Annotated in this window: 15 protein-coding genes; 14 read left to right on the plus strand and 1 reads right to left on the minus strand. The window is 62.7% G+C overall.

Features of this window, described 5'->3' with window-relative positions:
* Positions 1–8: 8 nt before the first annotated feature.
* The 3 genes from D0T21_RS17520 to D0T21_RS17530 all read left to right on the plus strand — a co-directional run bounded on the left by D0T21_RS17520 (position 9) and on the right by D0T21_RS17530 (position 2,480).
* On the plus strand, positions 9–332 hold the full coding sequence (locus D0T21_RS17520; RefSeq protein WP_116992068.1) for a rhodanese-like domain-containing protein: 324 nt from the start codon (positions 9–11) through the stop codon (positions 330–332).
* Positions 333–418: 86 nt separating this feature from the next.
* A complete protein-coding gene (locus D0T21_RS17525; RefSeq protein WP_116992069.1) occupies positions 419–1,735 on the plus strand; it encodes a TolC family outer membrane protein in 1,317 nt (438 codons plus the stop codon).
* Positions 1,736–1,880: 145 nt separating this feature from the next.
* Positions 1,881–2,480 (plus strand): hypothetical protein, encoded by a 600-nt coding sequence (locus D0T21_RS17530; RefSeq protein ID WP_116992070.1) that lies wholly within the window; start codon positions 1,881–1,883, stop codon positions 2,478–2,480.
* Here the strand turns inward: D0T21_RS17530 and gloA are convergent.
* Entirely contained in the window at positions 2,477–2,884 is a 408-nt protein-coding gene (gene gloA / locus D0T21_RS17535; protein ID WP_116992071.1) for a lactoylglutathione lyase, read from the minus strand. The genes D0T21_RS17530 and gloA overlap by 4 nt on opposite strands.
* A 169-nt stretch (positions 2,885–3,053) precedes the next feature.
* On the opposite strand from gloA, the gene D0T21_RS17540 reads away from it, so the two are divergent.
* The 11 genes from D0T21_RS17540 (at position 3,054) to D0T21_RS17590 (ending at position 15,600) form a co-directional block, all read left to right on the plus strand.
* Positions 3,054–4,130: a DUF3667 domain-containing protein gene (locus D0T21_RS17540; RefSeq protein WP_116992072.1), complete on the plus strand. Its 1,077-nt coding sequence runs from the start codon at positions 3,054–3,056 to the stop codon at positions 4,128–4,130.
* 147 nt (positions 4,131–4,277) lie between these two features.
* Positions 4,278–5,186, plus strand: a complete 909-nt coding sequence (locus D0T21_RS17545) for an NAD kinase (RefSeq protein WP_116992073.1) — start codon at positions 4,278–4,280, stop codon at positions 5,184–5,186.
* Between the two features lie 15 nt (positions 5,187–5,201).
* Complete coding sequence (gene recN, locus D0T21_RS17550; protein ID WP_116992074.1) at positions 5,202–6,854, plus strand: DNA repair protein RecN; 1,653 nt, start codon at positions 5,202–5,204, stop codon at positions 6,852–6,854.
* Positions 6,855–6,868: 14 nt separating this feature from the next.
* Complete coding sequence (locus D0T21_RS17555) at positions 6,869–7,714, plus strand: polysaccharide deacetylase family protein (protein WP_116992075.1); 846 nt, start codon at positions 6,869–6,871, stop codon at positions 7,712–7,714.
* A gap of 47 nt (positions 7,715–7,761) precedes the next feature.
* A complete protein-coding gene (hemH, locus tag D0T21_RS17560) occupies positions 7,762–8,871 on the plus strand; it encodes a ferrochelatase (protein WP_116992076.1) in 1,110 nt (369 codons plus the stop codon).
* 424 nt (positions 8,872–9,295) lie between these two features.
* On the plus strand, positions 9,296–9,838 hold the full coding sequence (gene grpE / locus D0T21_RS17565) for a nucleotide exchange factor GrpE (protein WP_116992077.1): 543 nt from the start codon (positions 9,296–9,298) through the stop codon (positions 9,836–9,838).
* A gap of 97 nt (positions 9,839–9,935) precedes the next feature.
* Positions 9,936–11,879: a molecular chaperone DnaK gene (gene dnaK, locus D0T21_RS17570; protein ID WP_116992078.1), complete on the plus strand. Its 1,944-nt coding sequence runs from the start codon at positions 9,936–9,938 to the stop codon at positions 11,877–11,879.
* Between the two features lie 124 nt (positions 11,880–12,003).
* Complete coding sequence (gene dnaJ / locus D0T21_RS17575; protein WP_116992079.1) at positions 12,004–13,131, plus strand: molecular chaperone DnaJ; 1,128 nt, start codon at positions 12,004–12,006, stop codon at positions 13,129–13,131.
* A 103-nt stretch (positions 13,132–13,234) separates the two neighbouring features.
* A complete protein-coding gene (gene can, locus D0T21_RS17580) occupies positions 13,235–13,912 on the plus strand; it encodes a carbonate dehydratase (protein ID WP_116992080.1) in 678 nt (225 codons plus the stop codon).
* Positions 13,913–14,006: 94 nt separating this feature from the next.
* Entirely contained in the window at positions 14,007–14,876 is an 870-nt protein-coding gene (locus tag D0T21_RS17585) for a TauD/TfdA family dioxygenase (protein ID WP_116994448.1), read from the plus strand.
* A 100-nt stretch (positions 14,877–14,976) separates the two neighbouring features.
* The gene (locus D0T21_RS17590) at positions 14,977–15,600 is read left to right on the plus strand and encodes an ANTAR domain-containing response regulator (RefSeq protein WP_116992081.1); all 624 of its coding nucleotides are present in this window, start codon (positions 14,977–14,979) and stop codon (positions 15,598–15,600) included.
* The last annotated feature ends 78 nt before the right edge of the window (positions 15,601–15,678 follow it).

The following is a 15,678-nucleotide window of genomic DNA, read 5'->3' on the forward strand; positions in this document are numbered from 1 at the left end:
GGACCAGCATGCAGCAGATCACCGCTCTGGAACTGGCCGATTGGCTGGCGGACGATGCACGGCCCAGCCCGATGTTGCTGGACGTGCGGGAAAACTGGGAATTCGACACCTGCCGTATCGACGGTTCGGTGCAGATCCCGATGAATACCATACCGGCGCGCATAGACGACCTGGATGAGGATGCGGCGATCGTCTGCATCTGCCATCACGGCGCGCGCAGCATGCAGGTGGCCGCCTTCCTGGAGCGTAACGGCTTCGGCAAGATGGTCAACCTGACCGGCGGCATCCACGCCTGGGCGCTGCAAGTCGACAGCACGATGGCCAAGTATTAAGTGCCGCGCAGTTAAACCGAGCGCGGCGCTAAGGTAGTGTGTTTTTGATTTGATCAACTTTTTTGACGACTCCAACGGAGAATGCAATGCAGAGACCCCTTATCGCCGTGCTGATCACCAGCGCCTTCTTGACGCTCAACGCACAGGCGGCCGACCTGATCCAGGTATATCAGCAAGCGCTGGCCAATGACGCCACGTACGCCAGCGCCCGCTCGTCGCTGACCGCCGGTCAGGAACGGATTACCCAGGGGCGCTCCGGCCTGCTGCCGAGCATTTCGGCCAGCGGCAGCAACGTGCGCAACAGCGGCGATTCGGCCGGATTCCTCGGCGACAGCTATCTGCCGAAGACCGACGTCGACAACCACAGCAACTCTTACACCGTGCAACTGAGCCAGCCGCTGTTCAACTGGGGCAACTGGCAGACTTACCAGCAGAGCAAGCTGGCGCAGGCCACCGCCGAAGCCACCTTCGCCCAGGCCCAGCAAGACCTGATCACCCGCGTGGCGCAGGCGTATTTCGACGTCTTGACGGCGCAGGACAACCTGACCTCGACCCAGGCGCAGAAAGTGGCGACCACCGAACAGCTGGCCTCGGCCAAGCGCAACTTCGAAGTCGGCACCCAGACCATCACCGACACCCACGAAGCGCAAGCGGCGTATGACCTGGTGGTGGCGCAGGAGTTTGCCGCCATCAACGACCTGGACAACAAGCGCACCGCGCTGCAGGTGATCATCGGCCAGACCCCGGGCGAACTGGCGCCGCTGCGCACCGGCGTGACGATCAGCGCGCCGTCGCCGGCGGCGGTGGAACCGTGGGTCAGCTCGGCCGAGGGCCAGAACTACGCCGTGGTGGCCGCCAAGCTGAACGTGGAAATCGCCAAGCGTGAAATCGAGCGCAACCGCGCCAACCACATGCCGACCGCCAACCTGATCGCCAGCACCACGCACCAGACCACCACCGGCCTCCAGCGCATCAACAACAACGCCATCGGCGTCAGCTGGAACGTGCCGATCTTCAGCGGCTTCGCCGTCACCAGCAAGGTACGCGAAACCATCGCGCTGGAAGACAAGGCCCGCAACGACCTGGAAGCGACCAAGCGCGCCGCCTCGCAGAACGCGCGTTCGGCCTACCTGGGCATGAACAGCGGCCTGGCGCAGGTCAAGGCGCTGGAAGCGGCCGAAGTGTCGAGCAAGTCGTCGCTCGATTCGAACAAGCTGGGCTACCAGGTCGGCGTGCGTATCAACATCGACGTGCTGAACGCCCAGAAGCTGCTGTACTCGACCCAGAAGGATTTGGCCAAGGCCCGTTACGACACCATCATGAACGGCCTGCGCCTGAAGTCGGCCGCCGGTTCGCTGAAGGAAGACGACCTGGCGCCGATCAACGCCCTGCTGGCGCACTAAGCTGCGCTGAGGCCCACACGAAAACGCCGGCTGCACCGGCGTTTTTTTTCGTCTGCCGATCTGCTCAAGCCGTATCGCGTGGACGGCGATGCCTGAACGTTGTACCATCCGGCGAATTGTTATTAAATAAACACAGGCCGCCGCCATGCAAACCGACCATCCCGCTATCCGCAGCACCGCAGGTACTTTGCTGACCTTGCTGCTGGCGCTGGTAGCATCGGTCTGCATCGCCGGCGCCATTGCCTATGCCGCGCTGGACGCGATGCCTTGTTCGTGGTTCGGCTCGACGTTCGAAGGCGCCTGTGGCTACCGCGCCATGATGGTGAGCGTGGTCGGCGGCTTGGCGCTGAGCGCGGTGCTGTTCCTGGGTTTTGTCGTGGTCTACTTCAAGCGGCGGCAAGTCGTCGCTCCCGCGCCGGCCCTGTCGATGCAAGAGCAGGCGGCCGCGCCGCGCCTGCTGACACGTTGGCGGGCAGTATTCGTACTGATGCTGGCGGTCCATGCGCTGCCGTTGTTGGGCATGCTGGGGTTGGACTATCCGCGGCAGATCTCGTCCGCCTTGTGGTGGCTGGGCATGCTGCTGCTGTTGGCCAACGCGGGGATGGTGTACCTGGTCGCCCAACTGTATCACCAGCAGCCGGCCGTGCTGGCGCTGGTGTCGGTGCTGATCGGCGTGATCGGCGCCATCGGCGTCTTCATCTTCCTGCATACGGCCGGCGGCAAGACGCCGGCCGCGACAACTTAAAGCCCGGCGCCCTGGCCGTCGAAGCTGCGCTCGATCAATTCGATCTTGTAGCCGTCCGGGTCGGTGACGAAGGCGATCACCGTCGAGCCGCCCTTGACCGGACCCGGCTCGCGCGTGACGGCGCCGCCGTTGGCCTTGACGGCGCTGCAGGCGCTGACGATGTCGTCGGCCGAGATCGCGATGTGGCCGTAGGCGGTGCCCAGCTCGTAGCTGGTCTGGCCGTAATTGTAGGTCAGCTCCAGCTCGGCGTGCTCCGGATTGGAACCGTAGCCGAGGAAGGCCAGCGTGTACTGGTACTCGGGATTGTCGCTGGTGCGCAGCAGCTTCATGCCGAGTACCTTGGTGTAGAAATCGATCGAGCGCTGGAGGTCGCCGACTCGCAGCATGGTGTGCAGGATACGCATCGTGGTCTTTCGTGGGGGAGGGTAAATCAGAATTCTATGCGTTTTGTCGCTATTCCGTTTTGGCGAGGTGTTTTTGCCACGGTCGCCGCATTGAATCCTGACAAGTATCGGCTGAAGTCGTTTATCATTTGTACACTTTTTTCCACGCCTCTACGATCAGGATGTTTGCATGAGCACTGCTGTGACCTCGGAACACGACGCCCACGCGCCGTCGGCCAACTGCCCCAACTGCGAGGCGGTGGTCAGCGGCCACTATTGCTCGAACTGTGGCCAGGAAGCCATCCTGCACCACGCCAGCACGCGCGAGTTCCTGCACGAGTTCGTCGGCCATTACGTGGCGCTGGAGGGCCGGCTGTGGGGCACGGTGATGCGCCTGCTGTTCCGCCCCGGCGCGCTGACCTTGGAATACATCCGCGGCCGCCGCGTGCGCTTCGTGCAGCCGCTGCGCCTGTACCTGACGCTGAGCTTGCTGTTCTTCGCGATCATGAAATTCTCCGGCGGCTTCGATCCGGGCGTGGGCGACAACGACAAGCCGGAGACGGTGGTGGCGTCCGGTACGGCGGACGCGGTGGGCAAGGTCGCCGATGCGCAGGCCAAGGCGGCCGAGAAGCTCAAGGCGCTGACGCCGGAAGAACAGCGCGGCAAGACCGCCGCCGAAACGGCGATCAACGACATGCAGAAAGACTTCAAGCTGGAGGAATCCGCCGCCGCCGCACGCGAAGCCGCGAGCGACAAGGGCAAGGACCAGGACATGAATGATCTCAACTTCACCGTGTTGGACAAGGACGGTGATTTCCTGAACCGCTGGCCTAAGCTCAAGCACAAATGGCAGGCGTTCGAACACCTGCCGGGCGGCGAAAAGGGCAAGGTCTTCACGGAAGGCTTCTACCACTACGCGCCGTATGCGATCTTCTGCCTGATGCCGGTGTTCGCGCTGTTCCTCAAGGTGCTGTACCTGGGCTCGGGCAAGCGCTTCGGCGAGCACCTGCTGTTCGCGCTGCACACCAACGCCTTCGCCTTCTTCATCTACAGCGTGATCCTGCTGATACCGTCCGGATTGGTCGGCTTCGTGCTGTGGTGCTGGCTGCTGGGCTACCTGCCGTGGGCCATGCGGCGCGTGTACGGCGGCAGCCGCTGGGGCGTGTTCTTCCGCTGGGGCACGCTGATGACCTTCTATTCGATGGCGGTCGGCCTGGCGATCCTGCTGTCGATGCTGGGCGGGATCATGAGCGTCGGCGGCCACTGAGGTCCTTGCAGTCTGGCCGCCGGCACACTATACTGCGCAAAATACTGTTTAAATGTACAGTTGTGAGGCGGGCGGGCGATGGCAGAAGCCGGCGTTATGGGTTACCCTGCTGCGTGTCGCCGACCTCACCCTTTTGCCGAGATTTTTATGACCGCCACGCCCGCCGTTTATCAAACCATCGCACTGGTCGTGCGCCAGAACACCGACGGCATCGCCGAATCGGTGCGCAGCGTGGTCGATTTCCTGCAAAAGGACGGCTACACGGCGGTGTTTGAAGAGCAGACCGCCGCCCATCTCGGCTTCGAGATGGCGGGCGTGCGGGTGATGAGCGCCACCGAAATCGGCGCCCACTGCGACGCCGCCATCGTCATGGGCGGCGACGGCACCATGCTGGGCATCGCGCGCCAGCTGGCGCCGTTCGACGTGCCGCTGATCGGCATCAACCAGGGCCGCCTGGGCTTCATGACCGACATCCCGCTCGACGCCATGCTCGACGTGCTGCCCAAGATCCTGGCCGGCCGCTACAAGGCCGAGCGCCGCACGCTGCTCGAAGGGCGCGTGGTGCGCAACGGCGAAACCATCCACGTCGGCCTGGCCGTCAACGATGTCGTGGTGTCGCGCGGCGCCGGCGCCGGCATGGCCGAGCTGCGGGTCGACGTCGACGGCCACTTCATGTACAACCAGCGTTCCGACGGCTTGATCATCTCGACCCCGACCGGCTCCACCGCGTATGCGCTGTCGGCCGGCGGGCCGCTGCTGCATCCGAGCCTGGGCGGCATCGTGCTGGTGCCGATCGCGCCGCACGCGCTGTCGAACCGGCCGATCGTGCTGCCCGAGTCGAGCGAGATCGTGATCGAGATCGTGCGCGGGCGCGACATCTCGGTCAACTTCGACATGCAGACCTTCGCCAGCCTGACCGGGCAGGACCAGATCATCATCCAGCGTTCGCCGCACTCGATCACCTTCCTGCACCCGGAGGGCTGGAGCTACTACAACACGCTGCGCGAAAAGCTGCACTGGAATGAACATCCTTCCGCTGAAGGCAAACTCAATTAACCTCACCAGGCCTCCATGCTCCGTACTCTGTCCATCCGCGATTTCGTCATCGTCGACACCATCGAACTGGAATTCTCCGCAGGCTTCACCGTCTTCACCGGCGAGACCGGCGCCGGCAAATCGATCCTGATCGATGCGCTGACGCTGGCGCTGGGCGGCCGCGGCGACGCCAGCGTGGTGCGCGAAGGCGCGGCCAAGGCCGACATCACGGCGGACTTCGCATTGAGCGAGCAGGCGCGCGACTGGCTGGCCGCCAACGAGTTCGCGGTGGAAGAGGGCGGCGCGCTGCTGCGCCGCGTGATCGACAACGCCGGCCGCAGCAAGGCCTACATCAACGGCATCGCGGCGACGGCGGCGCAGCTGCGCGAGATCGGCGACATGCTGGTCGATATCCACGGCCAGCACGCGCACCAGTCGCTGATGAAGACCGAGGCGCAGCGCGTGCTGCTCGACAGCCAGGCCGGCGCCGGCAACGACGTCAAGGCGGTGACGCTGGCCTACCGCGCCTGGCGCGCGCTGGGCAAGCAGCTGGAGGAGTTCGAGACCAATGCCGCCAACGTGTTGTATGAGCGCGAGCGCCTGGAGTGGCAGGTCAACGAGCTGGAAAAGCTGGCCGTCAAGCCGGGCGAGTGGGCGGAGGTGAGCAATGAACAGAGCCGCCTGTCGCACGCGGCCAGCCTGCTGGAGGGCGCGCAGGAAGCGCTGACGGTGATCTCGGAGGCGGAGGAGCATCCGATCCTGTCGCAGCTGTCGTCGCTGAACCAGAAGCTGGGCAAGCTGGCCGGCATCGACACCGGCTTGCAGGCCATCGTCGACCTGATCGAACCGGCACGCATCCAGCTGCAGGAAGCCGTGTATGCGCTCAACGATTACCTGGACCGGGTCGACCTCGATCCGGAGCGGCTGCGCAAGGTGGAGGCGCGGATGGACGCGATCCACTCGGCGGCGCGCAAGTTCCGCGTCACCGAAGAGCAGCTGCCGGAGGAGCACGCGAAGCTGGCCGGGCGCCTGTCGCAGATCGCCGACGCCAGCGACATCGAAGGCTTGCGCAAACAGGAAGAAAAACTCAAGGCCGCGTACATGGAGCAGGCGCAGCGCCTGTCCGGCACGCGCGCCAAGGCGGCCCGCCAGTTGAGCGACGCGGTCACCCAGGCGATGCAGGAACTGAACATGACGGGCGGCCGTTTCGAAGTCGCGCTCAACGCCGGTGAGCCTGGCGCGCATGGCCTGGAGCAGATCGAGTTTCTGGTGGCCGGCCATGCCGGCGTGGCGCCACGGTCGCTGGCCAAGGTGGCATCGGGCGGCGAACTGGCGCGCATCTCGCTGGCGATCTCGGTGATCACCTCCAACGCCACCACCACGCCGACGCTGATCTTCGATGAAGTCGACAGCGGCATCGGCGGCGGCGTGGCCGAAGTCGTGGGCCGCCTGTTGCGCCGCCTGGGCCAGGAGCGCCAGGTGCTGTGCGTGACGCACTTGCCGCAGGTGGCCAGCCAGGCCGGCCAGCACTTCCAGGTGGCCAAGGGCACGCTGGAAAACGGCAAGACCGCCTCGCGCATCGACGTGCTGGATTCGAAAGCCCGCGTGGAAGAAGTAGCGCGCATGCTGGGCGGCCTCGAAATCACCGCCACCACCCGCAAGCACGCCCGCGAGCTGCTTGCCTCCTGAATCGGAATGATCGAATGATACGTATGTTGATGGTAGCCGGCCTGCTCGCGGCCAGTCACTGGGCGCTCGCCGCCGAACAAGTCCAGCCAGCCGCAGCGCCTGCGCCGCAAGACGAATCGGCGGCGATACGCCGCCACCATTTAAAGCGCCTCAACGAGCGTTTGACCGTGGAGCCGGCGGTGCTGGCGAGCAGCTGCCGCTATGAGTCCGACATCGCCACGCCGCCGCCGCTGAACCGCGTCGCGCTGACTTTCGACGACGGCCCCACCGCGCCCGGCACCGACAACATCCTGGAAGTGCTGAAGAAGTACAAGGTCCACGCGACCTTCTTCATGATCGGCGAGAAGGCGCAGCAGTATCCCGAGCTGGTGGACAGGGTGCGCGCGGCCGGCCACGATGTCGTCGCCAATCACTCGTGGAGCCATCCCAACTTCCACGACATCGACGTCGCCCGCCAGGCCGGCGAAGTGCTGCGCACCGACAGCCTGACCGGCACGGACGGCCCCAAGCTGTTCCGCTACCCGTATGGCAATTCGACCTGCGAGACCAACCAGCTGGTGCGCGAGCATGGCTACAAGATCGTCGGCTGGCACATCGACTCCTGCGACTGGGCCTACGACCGCACCGGCGCCATCGACGCGCGCGAAGCGATTTCCTGCGGCGTGCCGCACCAGTTCATGAACGACTACGTCGGCCACGTGCTGGCCGCCGCCCGCGCGCGCCGCGGCGGCATCATCCTGATGCATGAAATTCATCCGAACACTTTGAAAAGCCTGGACGCCATCATCGCCGGCCTGCTGGCGGACGGCTTTGGCTTCGGCATGGTGACCGACGCCGATTTCCAACCATCGCTACGCTAGGCTAACTATAATGGCAAGCTGTCCTAAACACGCTGCCATCGGCCTACATGACCTTCCTAAAAGAACCTCCCTACAAGCACGGCACGGTTGGCCGTAGCGCCATCGTGCTGGTCAACCTGGGCACGCCCGACGCGCCGACCCGCTCGGCGGTGCGCCGCTACCTGAAGGAATTCCTGTCCGATCCGCGCGTGGTCGAGATTCCGCGCGCCGTGTGGTGGTTCATTCTCAACCTGATCATCCTGCCGTTCCGTTCCGGCCAGTCGGCGAAGAAGTACGCGTCGATCTGGACCCGCGAAGGCTCGCCGCTGAAGGTGCACACCGCCGCCCAGGCCATGCTGCTGCGCGGCGCGCTGGGCGAACGCGGCCACCAGAACCTGACCGTGGCCATGGCCATGCGCTACGGCTCGCCGTCGCTGCCCGAAGTGCTGGCCAAGCTGAAGGCCGACGGCGTCGAACGCATCGCCGTGCTGCCCGCCTATCCGCAGTATTCCGGCACCACCACCGGCTCGATCTACGACGCCGTGTTCGGCCACTACGGCGCGGTGCGCAACATCCCCGAGCTGCGTTTCGTGCGCAACTACCACGACCATGACGGCTATATCCGCGCGCTGCGCCAGTCGGTGCAGGCGCATTGGGACGCCCACGGCCGCCCGGACAAGCTGGTGCTGAGCTTCCACGGCGTGCCCAAGCGCACGCTGATGCTGGGCGACCCCTATCACTGCGAATGCCTGAAGACCGCGCGCCTGCTGGCCGCCGCGCTGAAACTGACGCCAGATCAATATGTCGTCACCTTCCAGTCGCGCTTCGGCAAGGCCGAGTGGCTGCAACCCTACACGGCGCCCACCATCGCCCAGCTGGCGCGCGACGGCGTCAAGCGCGTGGACGTGCTGTGCCCCGGCTTCATCAGCGATTGCCTGGAAACCCTGGAAGAAATCGCGATGGAAGTGCGGCACGACTTCGAACAGGCCGGCGGCCGTGAATTCCACTACATCCCCTGCCTGAACGAATCGCCGGCCTGGATCGCCGCCATGGCGGAAATTGCCGAACAGCACATGATCGGCTGGCCGACGCAGATGGTTGCGGCCCAGCATGATGAAGTGAAGAAAGATGCGGAGATCGGCCGCGCCGCCGCCCTCAAACTGGGCGCCGCTGACTGAAAAGAGACAATCTCGCCACAACTCCGTTCAGACAGCGTAATCAGCACTTGCGGGTGACGAGTGCCAGCCTGTTAAAATAGCCGGCTGAAGGGGAAGTCGGCATAGCAGATCCATGCCGTCGCCAAGACGATGTACACCAGGATGGATGCTGCAATCAGTGGCAACTTCATGGTGAGGCGCTCCCGGAAAAACTGCCGCGACGGTTGTCATTAGTACATCTTAGCCGCTGCGGTGCAAAAAAGTAGAGCCTGCACAGACGAAGTTTTGTAACGCCTGTTACATGAGGCCGCTTGTGGGGCAGCGCGCGGCAGCGGTGATGAAATAGCGGGCAGAATAACCCTTGAAAACATAGGTTATCGCCCCATTTGCTGCCAGTGCGGTAAGAAAAGTAATGTCAAACAAATACGATAGTAGGAGTCTATAGATGCAAGATCAGGAAAACCAAGCCGTACCTAATCCAGAGGCGGCAGCAGCCGCTGCGTCGGCCCCGCCATCGACTCCTGACCAGCCTACGCTGGAGGAGCAGCTGTCGGCCACCGAAGCGAAACTGGCCGAGATGCACGACGCTTTCATGCGCGCCAAGGCCGACGGTGAAAACATCCGTCGCCGCGCCCAGGAAGACGTGGCCAAGGCCCACAAGTTTGCCGTTGAAAGCTTCGCCGAGGCCATGGTGCCGGTCAAGGACAGCCTGGAAATGGCCCTGAAAGTTGAAACGCCGTCGATCGAATCGCTGAAGGAAGGCGTGGAAATGACGCTCAAGCAGCTGTCGTCGGCCTTCGAGAAAAACCGCCTGCTGGAGATTCTGCCAGCCCAGGGCGACAAGCTGGATCCGAACAAGCACCAGGCTGTCGCCGTGGTGCCTGCCGACCAGGAAGCCAATACGGTAGTTTCCGTACTGCAAAAAGGCTATATGATCGCGGACCGCCTGCTGCGTCCCGCCATCGTGACCGCGGCGCAAGCGAAATAAATTATTTTTGCTTCCGCGTCGAACTAAGCACTTGAAAACATACAGCTTTTCCACATATTAGTACCATCTGAACTTTAGCAAATAAGGAAGAAAAATCATGGGTAGAATTATCGGTATCGATCTGGGAACCACGAATTCCTGCGTTTCCATCATGGAAAACGGTCAGCCAAAGGTAATCGAAAACGCCGAAGGCGCGCGCACGACGCCATCGATCATTGCTTACCAAGAAGATGGTGAAATTCTGGTCGGCGCGCCGGCAAAACGCCAGGCCGTGACCAATCCAAAGAACACGCTGTTCGCCGTCAAACGTCTGATCGGCCGCAAGTTCGACGAAAAAGAAGTGCAGAAGGACATCGGCCTGATGCCTTACTCGATCATGAAAGCCGACAACGGCGACGCATGGATCGGCGTGCGCGACAAGAAGCTGGCGCCGCCGCAAATCTCGGCTGAAGTGCTGCGCAAGATGAAGAAAACGGCAGAAGACTACCTCGGTGAAGAAGTCACCGAAGCCGTCATCACCGTGCCTGCGTACTTCAACGACTCGCAGCGCCAGGCGACCAAGGATGCCGGCCGTATCGCTGGCCTGGACGTCAAGCGCATCATCAACGAACCAACCGCGGCCGCACTGGCTTTCGGCCTGGACAAGACTGAAAAGGGCGACCGCAAGATCGCCGTGTATGACTTGGGCGGCGGTACCTTCGACGTGTCGATCATCGAGATCGCCGACGTCGATGGCGAAAAACAATTCGAAGTGCTGTCGACCAACGGCGACACCTTCCTGGGCGGCGAAGACTTCGACCAGCGCATCATCGATTACATCATCGAAGAGTTCAAGAAGATCAACGGCCTGGACCTGAAAAAAGATCCGATCGCCCTGCAGCGCATCAAGGCTTCGGCCGAGCGCGCGAAGATCGAACTGTCGTCGTCGCAGCAGACCGAAATCAACGAGCCGTACATCGCCATGGCGAACGGCGCGCCGGTCCACCTGACTCTGAAGATGACCCGCGCCAAGCTGGAATCGCTGGTCGAGGAACTGATCAACGCGACCATGGAGCCATGCCGCACCGCGATCAAGGATGCCGGCGTCAAGGTTTCGGACATCGACGACATCATCCTGGTCGGCGGTATGACCCGCATGCCTAAGGTGCAGGAAAAAGTTAAAGAGTTCTTCGGCAAAGACCCACGCAAGGACGTGAACCCGGATGAAGCCGTCGCCGTTGGCGCCGCGATCCAGGGCTCGGTGCTGTCGGGCGAGCGCAAGGACTTGCTGCTGCTGGACGTGACGCCTCTGTCGCTGGGTATCGAAACCCTGGGCGGCGTGATGACCAAGATGATCCACAAGAACACCACGATTCCTACCAAGTTCTCGCAAGTGTTCTCGACCGCCGACGACAACCAGCCTGCGGTGACCATCAAGGTCTACCAGGGCGAGCGTGAAATCGCGGCCGGCAACAAGGGCCTGGGCGAATTCAATCTGGAAGGCATCCCGCCGGCATCGCGCGGCACGCCACAGATCGAAGTGACCTTCGACATCGACGCCAACGGCATTCTGCACGTCGGCGCGAAAGACAAGGCCACCGGCAAAGAAAACAAGATCACGATCAAGGCCAACTCCGGCCTGACCGAAGCTGAGATCCAGAAGATGGTGAAGGATGCTGAAGTCAACGCCGAAGAAGACAAGAAAGTGAAAGAGCTGGCCGAATCGCGCAACCAGGCCGACGCGCTGGTGCACTCGACCCGCAAATCGCTGACCGAATACGGCGACAAGCTGGAAGCCGGCGAGAAGGAAAAAATCGAAGCCGCGATCACCGACCTGGAAGGTTCGATCAAAGGCGGCGACAAGGCTGAGATCGACGCCAAAGTGGCATCGCTGTCGACCGCTTCGCAGAAGCTGGGCGAGAAGATGTACGCTGACATGCAGGCGCAGCAAGCTGCCGCCGGCGGCGGTGCTGAAGGTGGCGCCCAGCCAGGCGCCGAGCAGGCCAAGCCGCAGGACGACGTGGTTGACGCCGACTTCAAAGAAGTCAAAGACAGCAAGTAAGACATGCCGTTCCCCGCAGTGCGGGGAATGACAGCGCCGAGTCGTGTGGCCGTGTAAACGGCGCCGACTCGGCTTTTTAGCATAAACAGTACATCAGTATTCAATACAGCAAGGTGCCGACAATATGGCAAAGCGAGATTTCTACGAGACACTTGGTGTCGCCAAAAACGCGTCGGAAGACGAGATCAAGAAGTCGTATCGCAAACTGGCGATGAAATACCATCCGGACCGCAATCCGGATAGCAAAGAGTCGGAAGAAAAATTCAAGGAAGTCAAAGAAGCCTACGAGATGCTGACCAATCCGGAGAAGCGCGAAGCGTATGACCGTTACGGTCACGCCGGCGTCGATCCGAACATGGGTGGCGGCGGTGGCTTCGGCGGCGGCGCCGGCGGTTTCGGTGATGCCTTCGGCGACATCTTCGGCGACATCTTTGGTGGCGGTCGCGGCCGCAGCCAGGGCCCGCAAGTATATCGCGGTGCTGATTTGCGCTATAACCTCGAAATTACGCTGGAGCAGGCCGCACACGGTTTCGACACCACAATTCGTGTACCATCCTGGGACAAGTGCGACACCTGCCACGGTTCGGGCGCCAAGCCTGGCACCTCGCCGGTCACGTGCTCGACCTGCGCCGGCCACGGCCAGGTGCGCATGCAGCAGGGCTTCTTCAGCATCCAGCAGACCTGCCCGAAATGCCACGGCACCGGCAAGATCATCCCCGAGCCATGCGCTGCCTGCGCGGGCCAGGGCCGCATCAAGCGCAACAAGACGCTGGAAGTGAAGATCCCGGTCGGCATCGACAACGGCATGCGTATCCGCTCGTCCGGCAACGGCGAACCGGGCACAAATGGCGGACCGTCGGGCGACTTGTATGTGGAAATTCACATCAAGCCGCACTCGGTGTTCCAGCGCGAAGGCGACGACCTGCATTGCGAAATGCCGATCTCGTTTGCCAAGGCGGCTTTGGGCGGCGACATCGAGGTTCCGACATTGTCTGGTAAAGTATCGTTCACGATCCCTGAAGGCACCCAGTCGGGCAAGACCTTCCGCCTCAAGGGCAAGGGCATCAAGGGCGTGCGTTCCGGCTTCGCGGGCGACTTGTTCTGCCACGTGGCGGTCGAGACCCCGGTCAAGCTGACCGAGAAGCAGAAGGACATGCTGCGCGATTTCGAAAAGTTGACCACCGAAGGCGGCTCCAAGCACAGCCCGCAAAGCAAGACCTGGCGCGACAAGGTGAAGGACTTTTTTGAGTAAAGCTTTTGAGTAACTGCGATGTCATGCAGTCTTGGTAATATCGGACCGCCGCGCCACCCTTTCCGGGTGGACCGGCGGTCTTCTTATGTACGAGAGGAGCATCATGAGTGATCTGGACAACAGCAATTCCCCGTTGCGCGACCTGCTGGACAACAACCGCCGCTGGGCCGAATCGGAAGTCGAGCGCGACCCCGACTTCTTCAACCGCCTGGCGCAGCAAGCCTCGCCGGAATACCTGTGGATAGGCTGCTCGGACAGCCGCGTGCCGGCGAACGAGCTGCTGGGCCTGGCGCCGGGCGACGTCTTCGTCCATCGCAACATCGCCAACGTGGTGGTGCACTCGGACTTGAACGCGCTGTCGGTGCTGCAGTTCGCGATCGATGTGCTGAAGGTCAAGCACGTGATCATCGTCGGCCACTACGGCTGCAAGGGCGTGCACGCGGCAATGACCGGCACCCGTGTCGGCCTGGCCGACAACTGGCTGCGCCACGTGCAGGACGTGCACCAGAAGCATGAGCGCTACCTCGGCGATGTGCTGACCAGCAAGCTGCGCGCGGAACGCATGTGCGAGCTGAACGTGGTCGAGCAGGTGTCCAACGTTTGCCAGACCACCATCGTGCAGGACGCATGGGACCGCGGCCAGAACGTCACGGTGCACGGCTGGGTCTACGGCCTGAAAGACGGCAAGCTGCACGATCTGGAAATGACCGTCACCGCCGCCCACGAACTGGCGCCGCGCGTGGCCAAGCGTCTGAGCGTGTACGACTCGGAACTGGGCTGATAAAGATTCTGCATATCGATAGCAGATAAGCTTCGTTTTCTAAATAAAGGAAGCGGCATAGACTAGGCGCCTACTCATTCACTGGGCGCGCGCCATGTCTGCCGTTCTCCAACCCGCTTTTGACATCGAACTGCTCGATGCGCCGCTCGGCGCGGAGATCCTCGGCCTGGACCTGAACCATCCGTTGTCCCCGCGCGCCTTCCAGCGCATCCACCAGGCGCACCTGGAGCACCACCTGCTGGTGTTCCGCGACCAGCGCATCACGCCGCAGCAGCAGGTGGATTTCAGTCGCCGATTCGGCCCGCTGCAAATCCATGTGCTGCGCAATTTCCAGCTGCCTTCCACGCCGGAGGTGCTGATCATCTCCAACATCATCGAAGACGGCAAGCCTATCGGCCTGGGCGACGCCGGCCATTTCTGGCATTCCGACCTGTTGTACAAGGAGACGCCCAGCCTGGGCTCGATGCTGCACGCGCAAGAGCTGCCGGCCGAAGGCGGCGATACCCTGTTCGCCAATATGCACCTGGCGTTCGACACCTTGCCTGCGGCCTTGCGCTTCGCGGTGCAGGGCGCGCGCGCGGAGCACAGCTACCTGGCGCAGTATGAAGAGCTACGCCGCCGCAATCCCTATCGCCCGCCACTGACGCCGGCGCAGATCGCCGAGGTGCGGCCGGTCGTGCATCCGGTGGTGCGCACGCACCCGGAGACGGGCCGCAAGGCGCTGTTCGTCAGCGAGCATTTCACCACCCGCATCGTCGGCATGCCGGCCGATGAAAGCAGTGCGCTGCTGGCCGAACTGTTTGCGCACAGCGTGCTGCCGGAGCATATCTACCGCCATCGCTGGGAGGCGCACGACCTGGTGTTCTGGGATAACCGCTCGCTGATGCACCTCGCCGGCGGCACGCCCGACCATCTGCGCCGCAAGCTGTATCGCACCACCATCGAAGGCGACGCGCCGTTCTAGGGCAGGAAGCGTCGTTTTTCGGCCACCCGAAAATATGCTCACCCGGCAGGACTCGGGCTTTGTGCCGTAGAATGGATTGATTCTTGCTTGCAGTAGAGTCATGAAACATTTACGCATTGTAGTCGTCAACACCATCATCCACGCCGGCGACGAGGATGACGAATCCCTGCGCGCGCAGGCCGAACGGGCGCGCGCGCTGCGCATCGGCCTGCTCGAAGCGGGCTATGACATCATCGCCTCGCTGCCGCCGGACATGTACCTGCCCGAGCGCATCGCCCAGCTGCAGCCGGACATGATCATCGTCGACGCCGAATCCGACGCCCGCGACGTGCTGGAGCACATCGTCATCGCCACCCGCGACGAGCGGCGTCCCATCGTCATGTTCACCGAGAGTGACGACACCGAGAGCATGGAGGCCGCCATGGCGGCCGGCGTGTCGGCCTATATCGTGGCCGGCCTGCAGAGCGACCGTATCAAGCCGGTGCTGCAGGTGGCGCTGGCGCGCTTCAAGCGCGAGCAGAAGCTGCTGGACGAGCTGTCCGATACCAAGAGCAAGCTGGCCGAACGCAAGATCATCGAACGCGCCAAGGGCCTGTTAATGGAGCGCCAACGTTTCACCGAAGAGCAAGCGTTTCAAAAGCTGCGCAGCATGGCGATGAGCAAAAACCTCAAGCTGTCCGAGGTGGCGCAACGCATCCTCGATGTCGAAGATCTGCTCGGCTAAATCCCGTCCAAAATGATGCACTGCGCAATAGCAGTGCGTTTTCTGCGCCATCGCATGGCGCTGCCATCCGCCTGATTT

Origin of the sequence: Duganella sp. BJB476, from assembly GCF_003416895.1 — a bacterium.
Classification (GTDB): domain Bacteria; phylum Pseudomonadota; class Gammaproteobacteria; order Burkholderiales; family Burkholderiaceae_D; genus Rugamonas.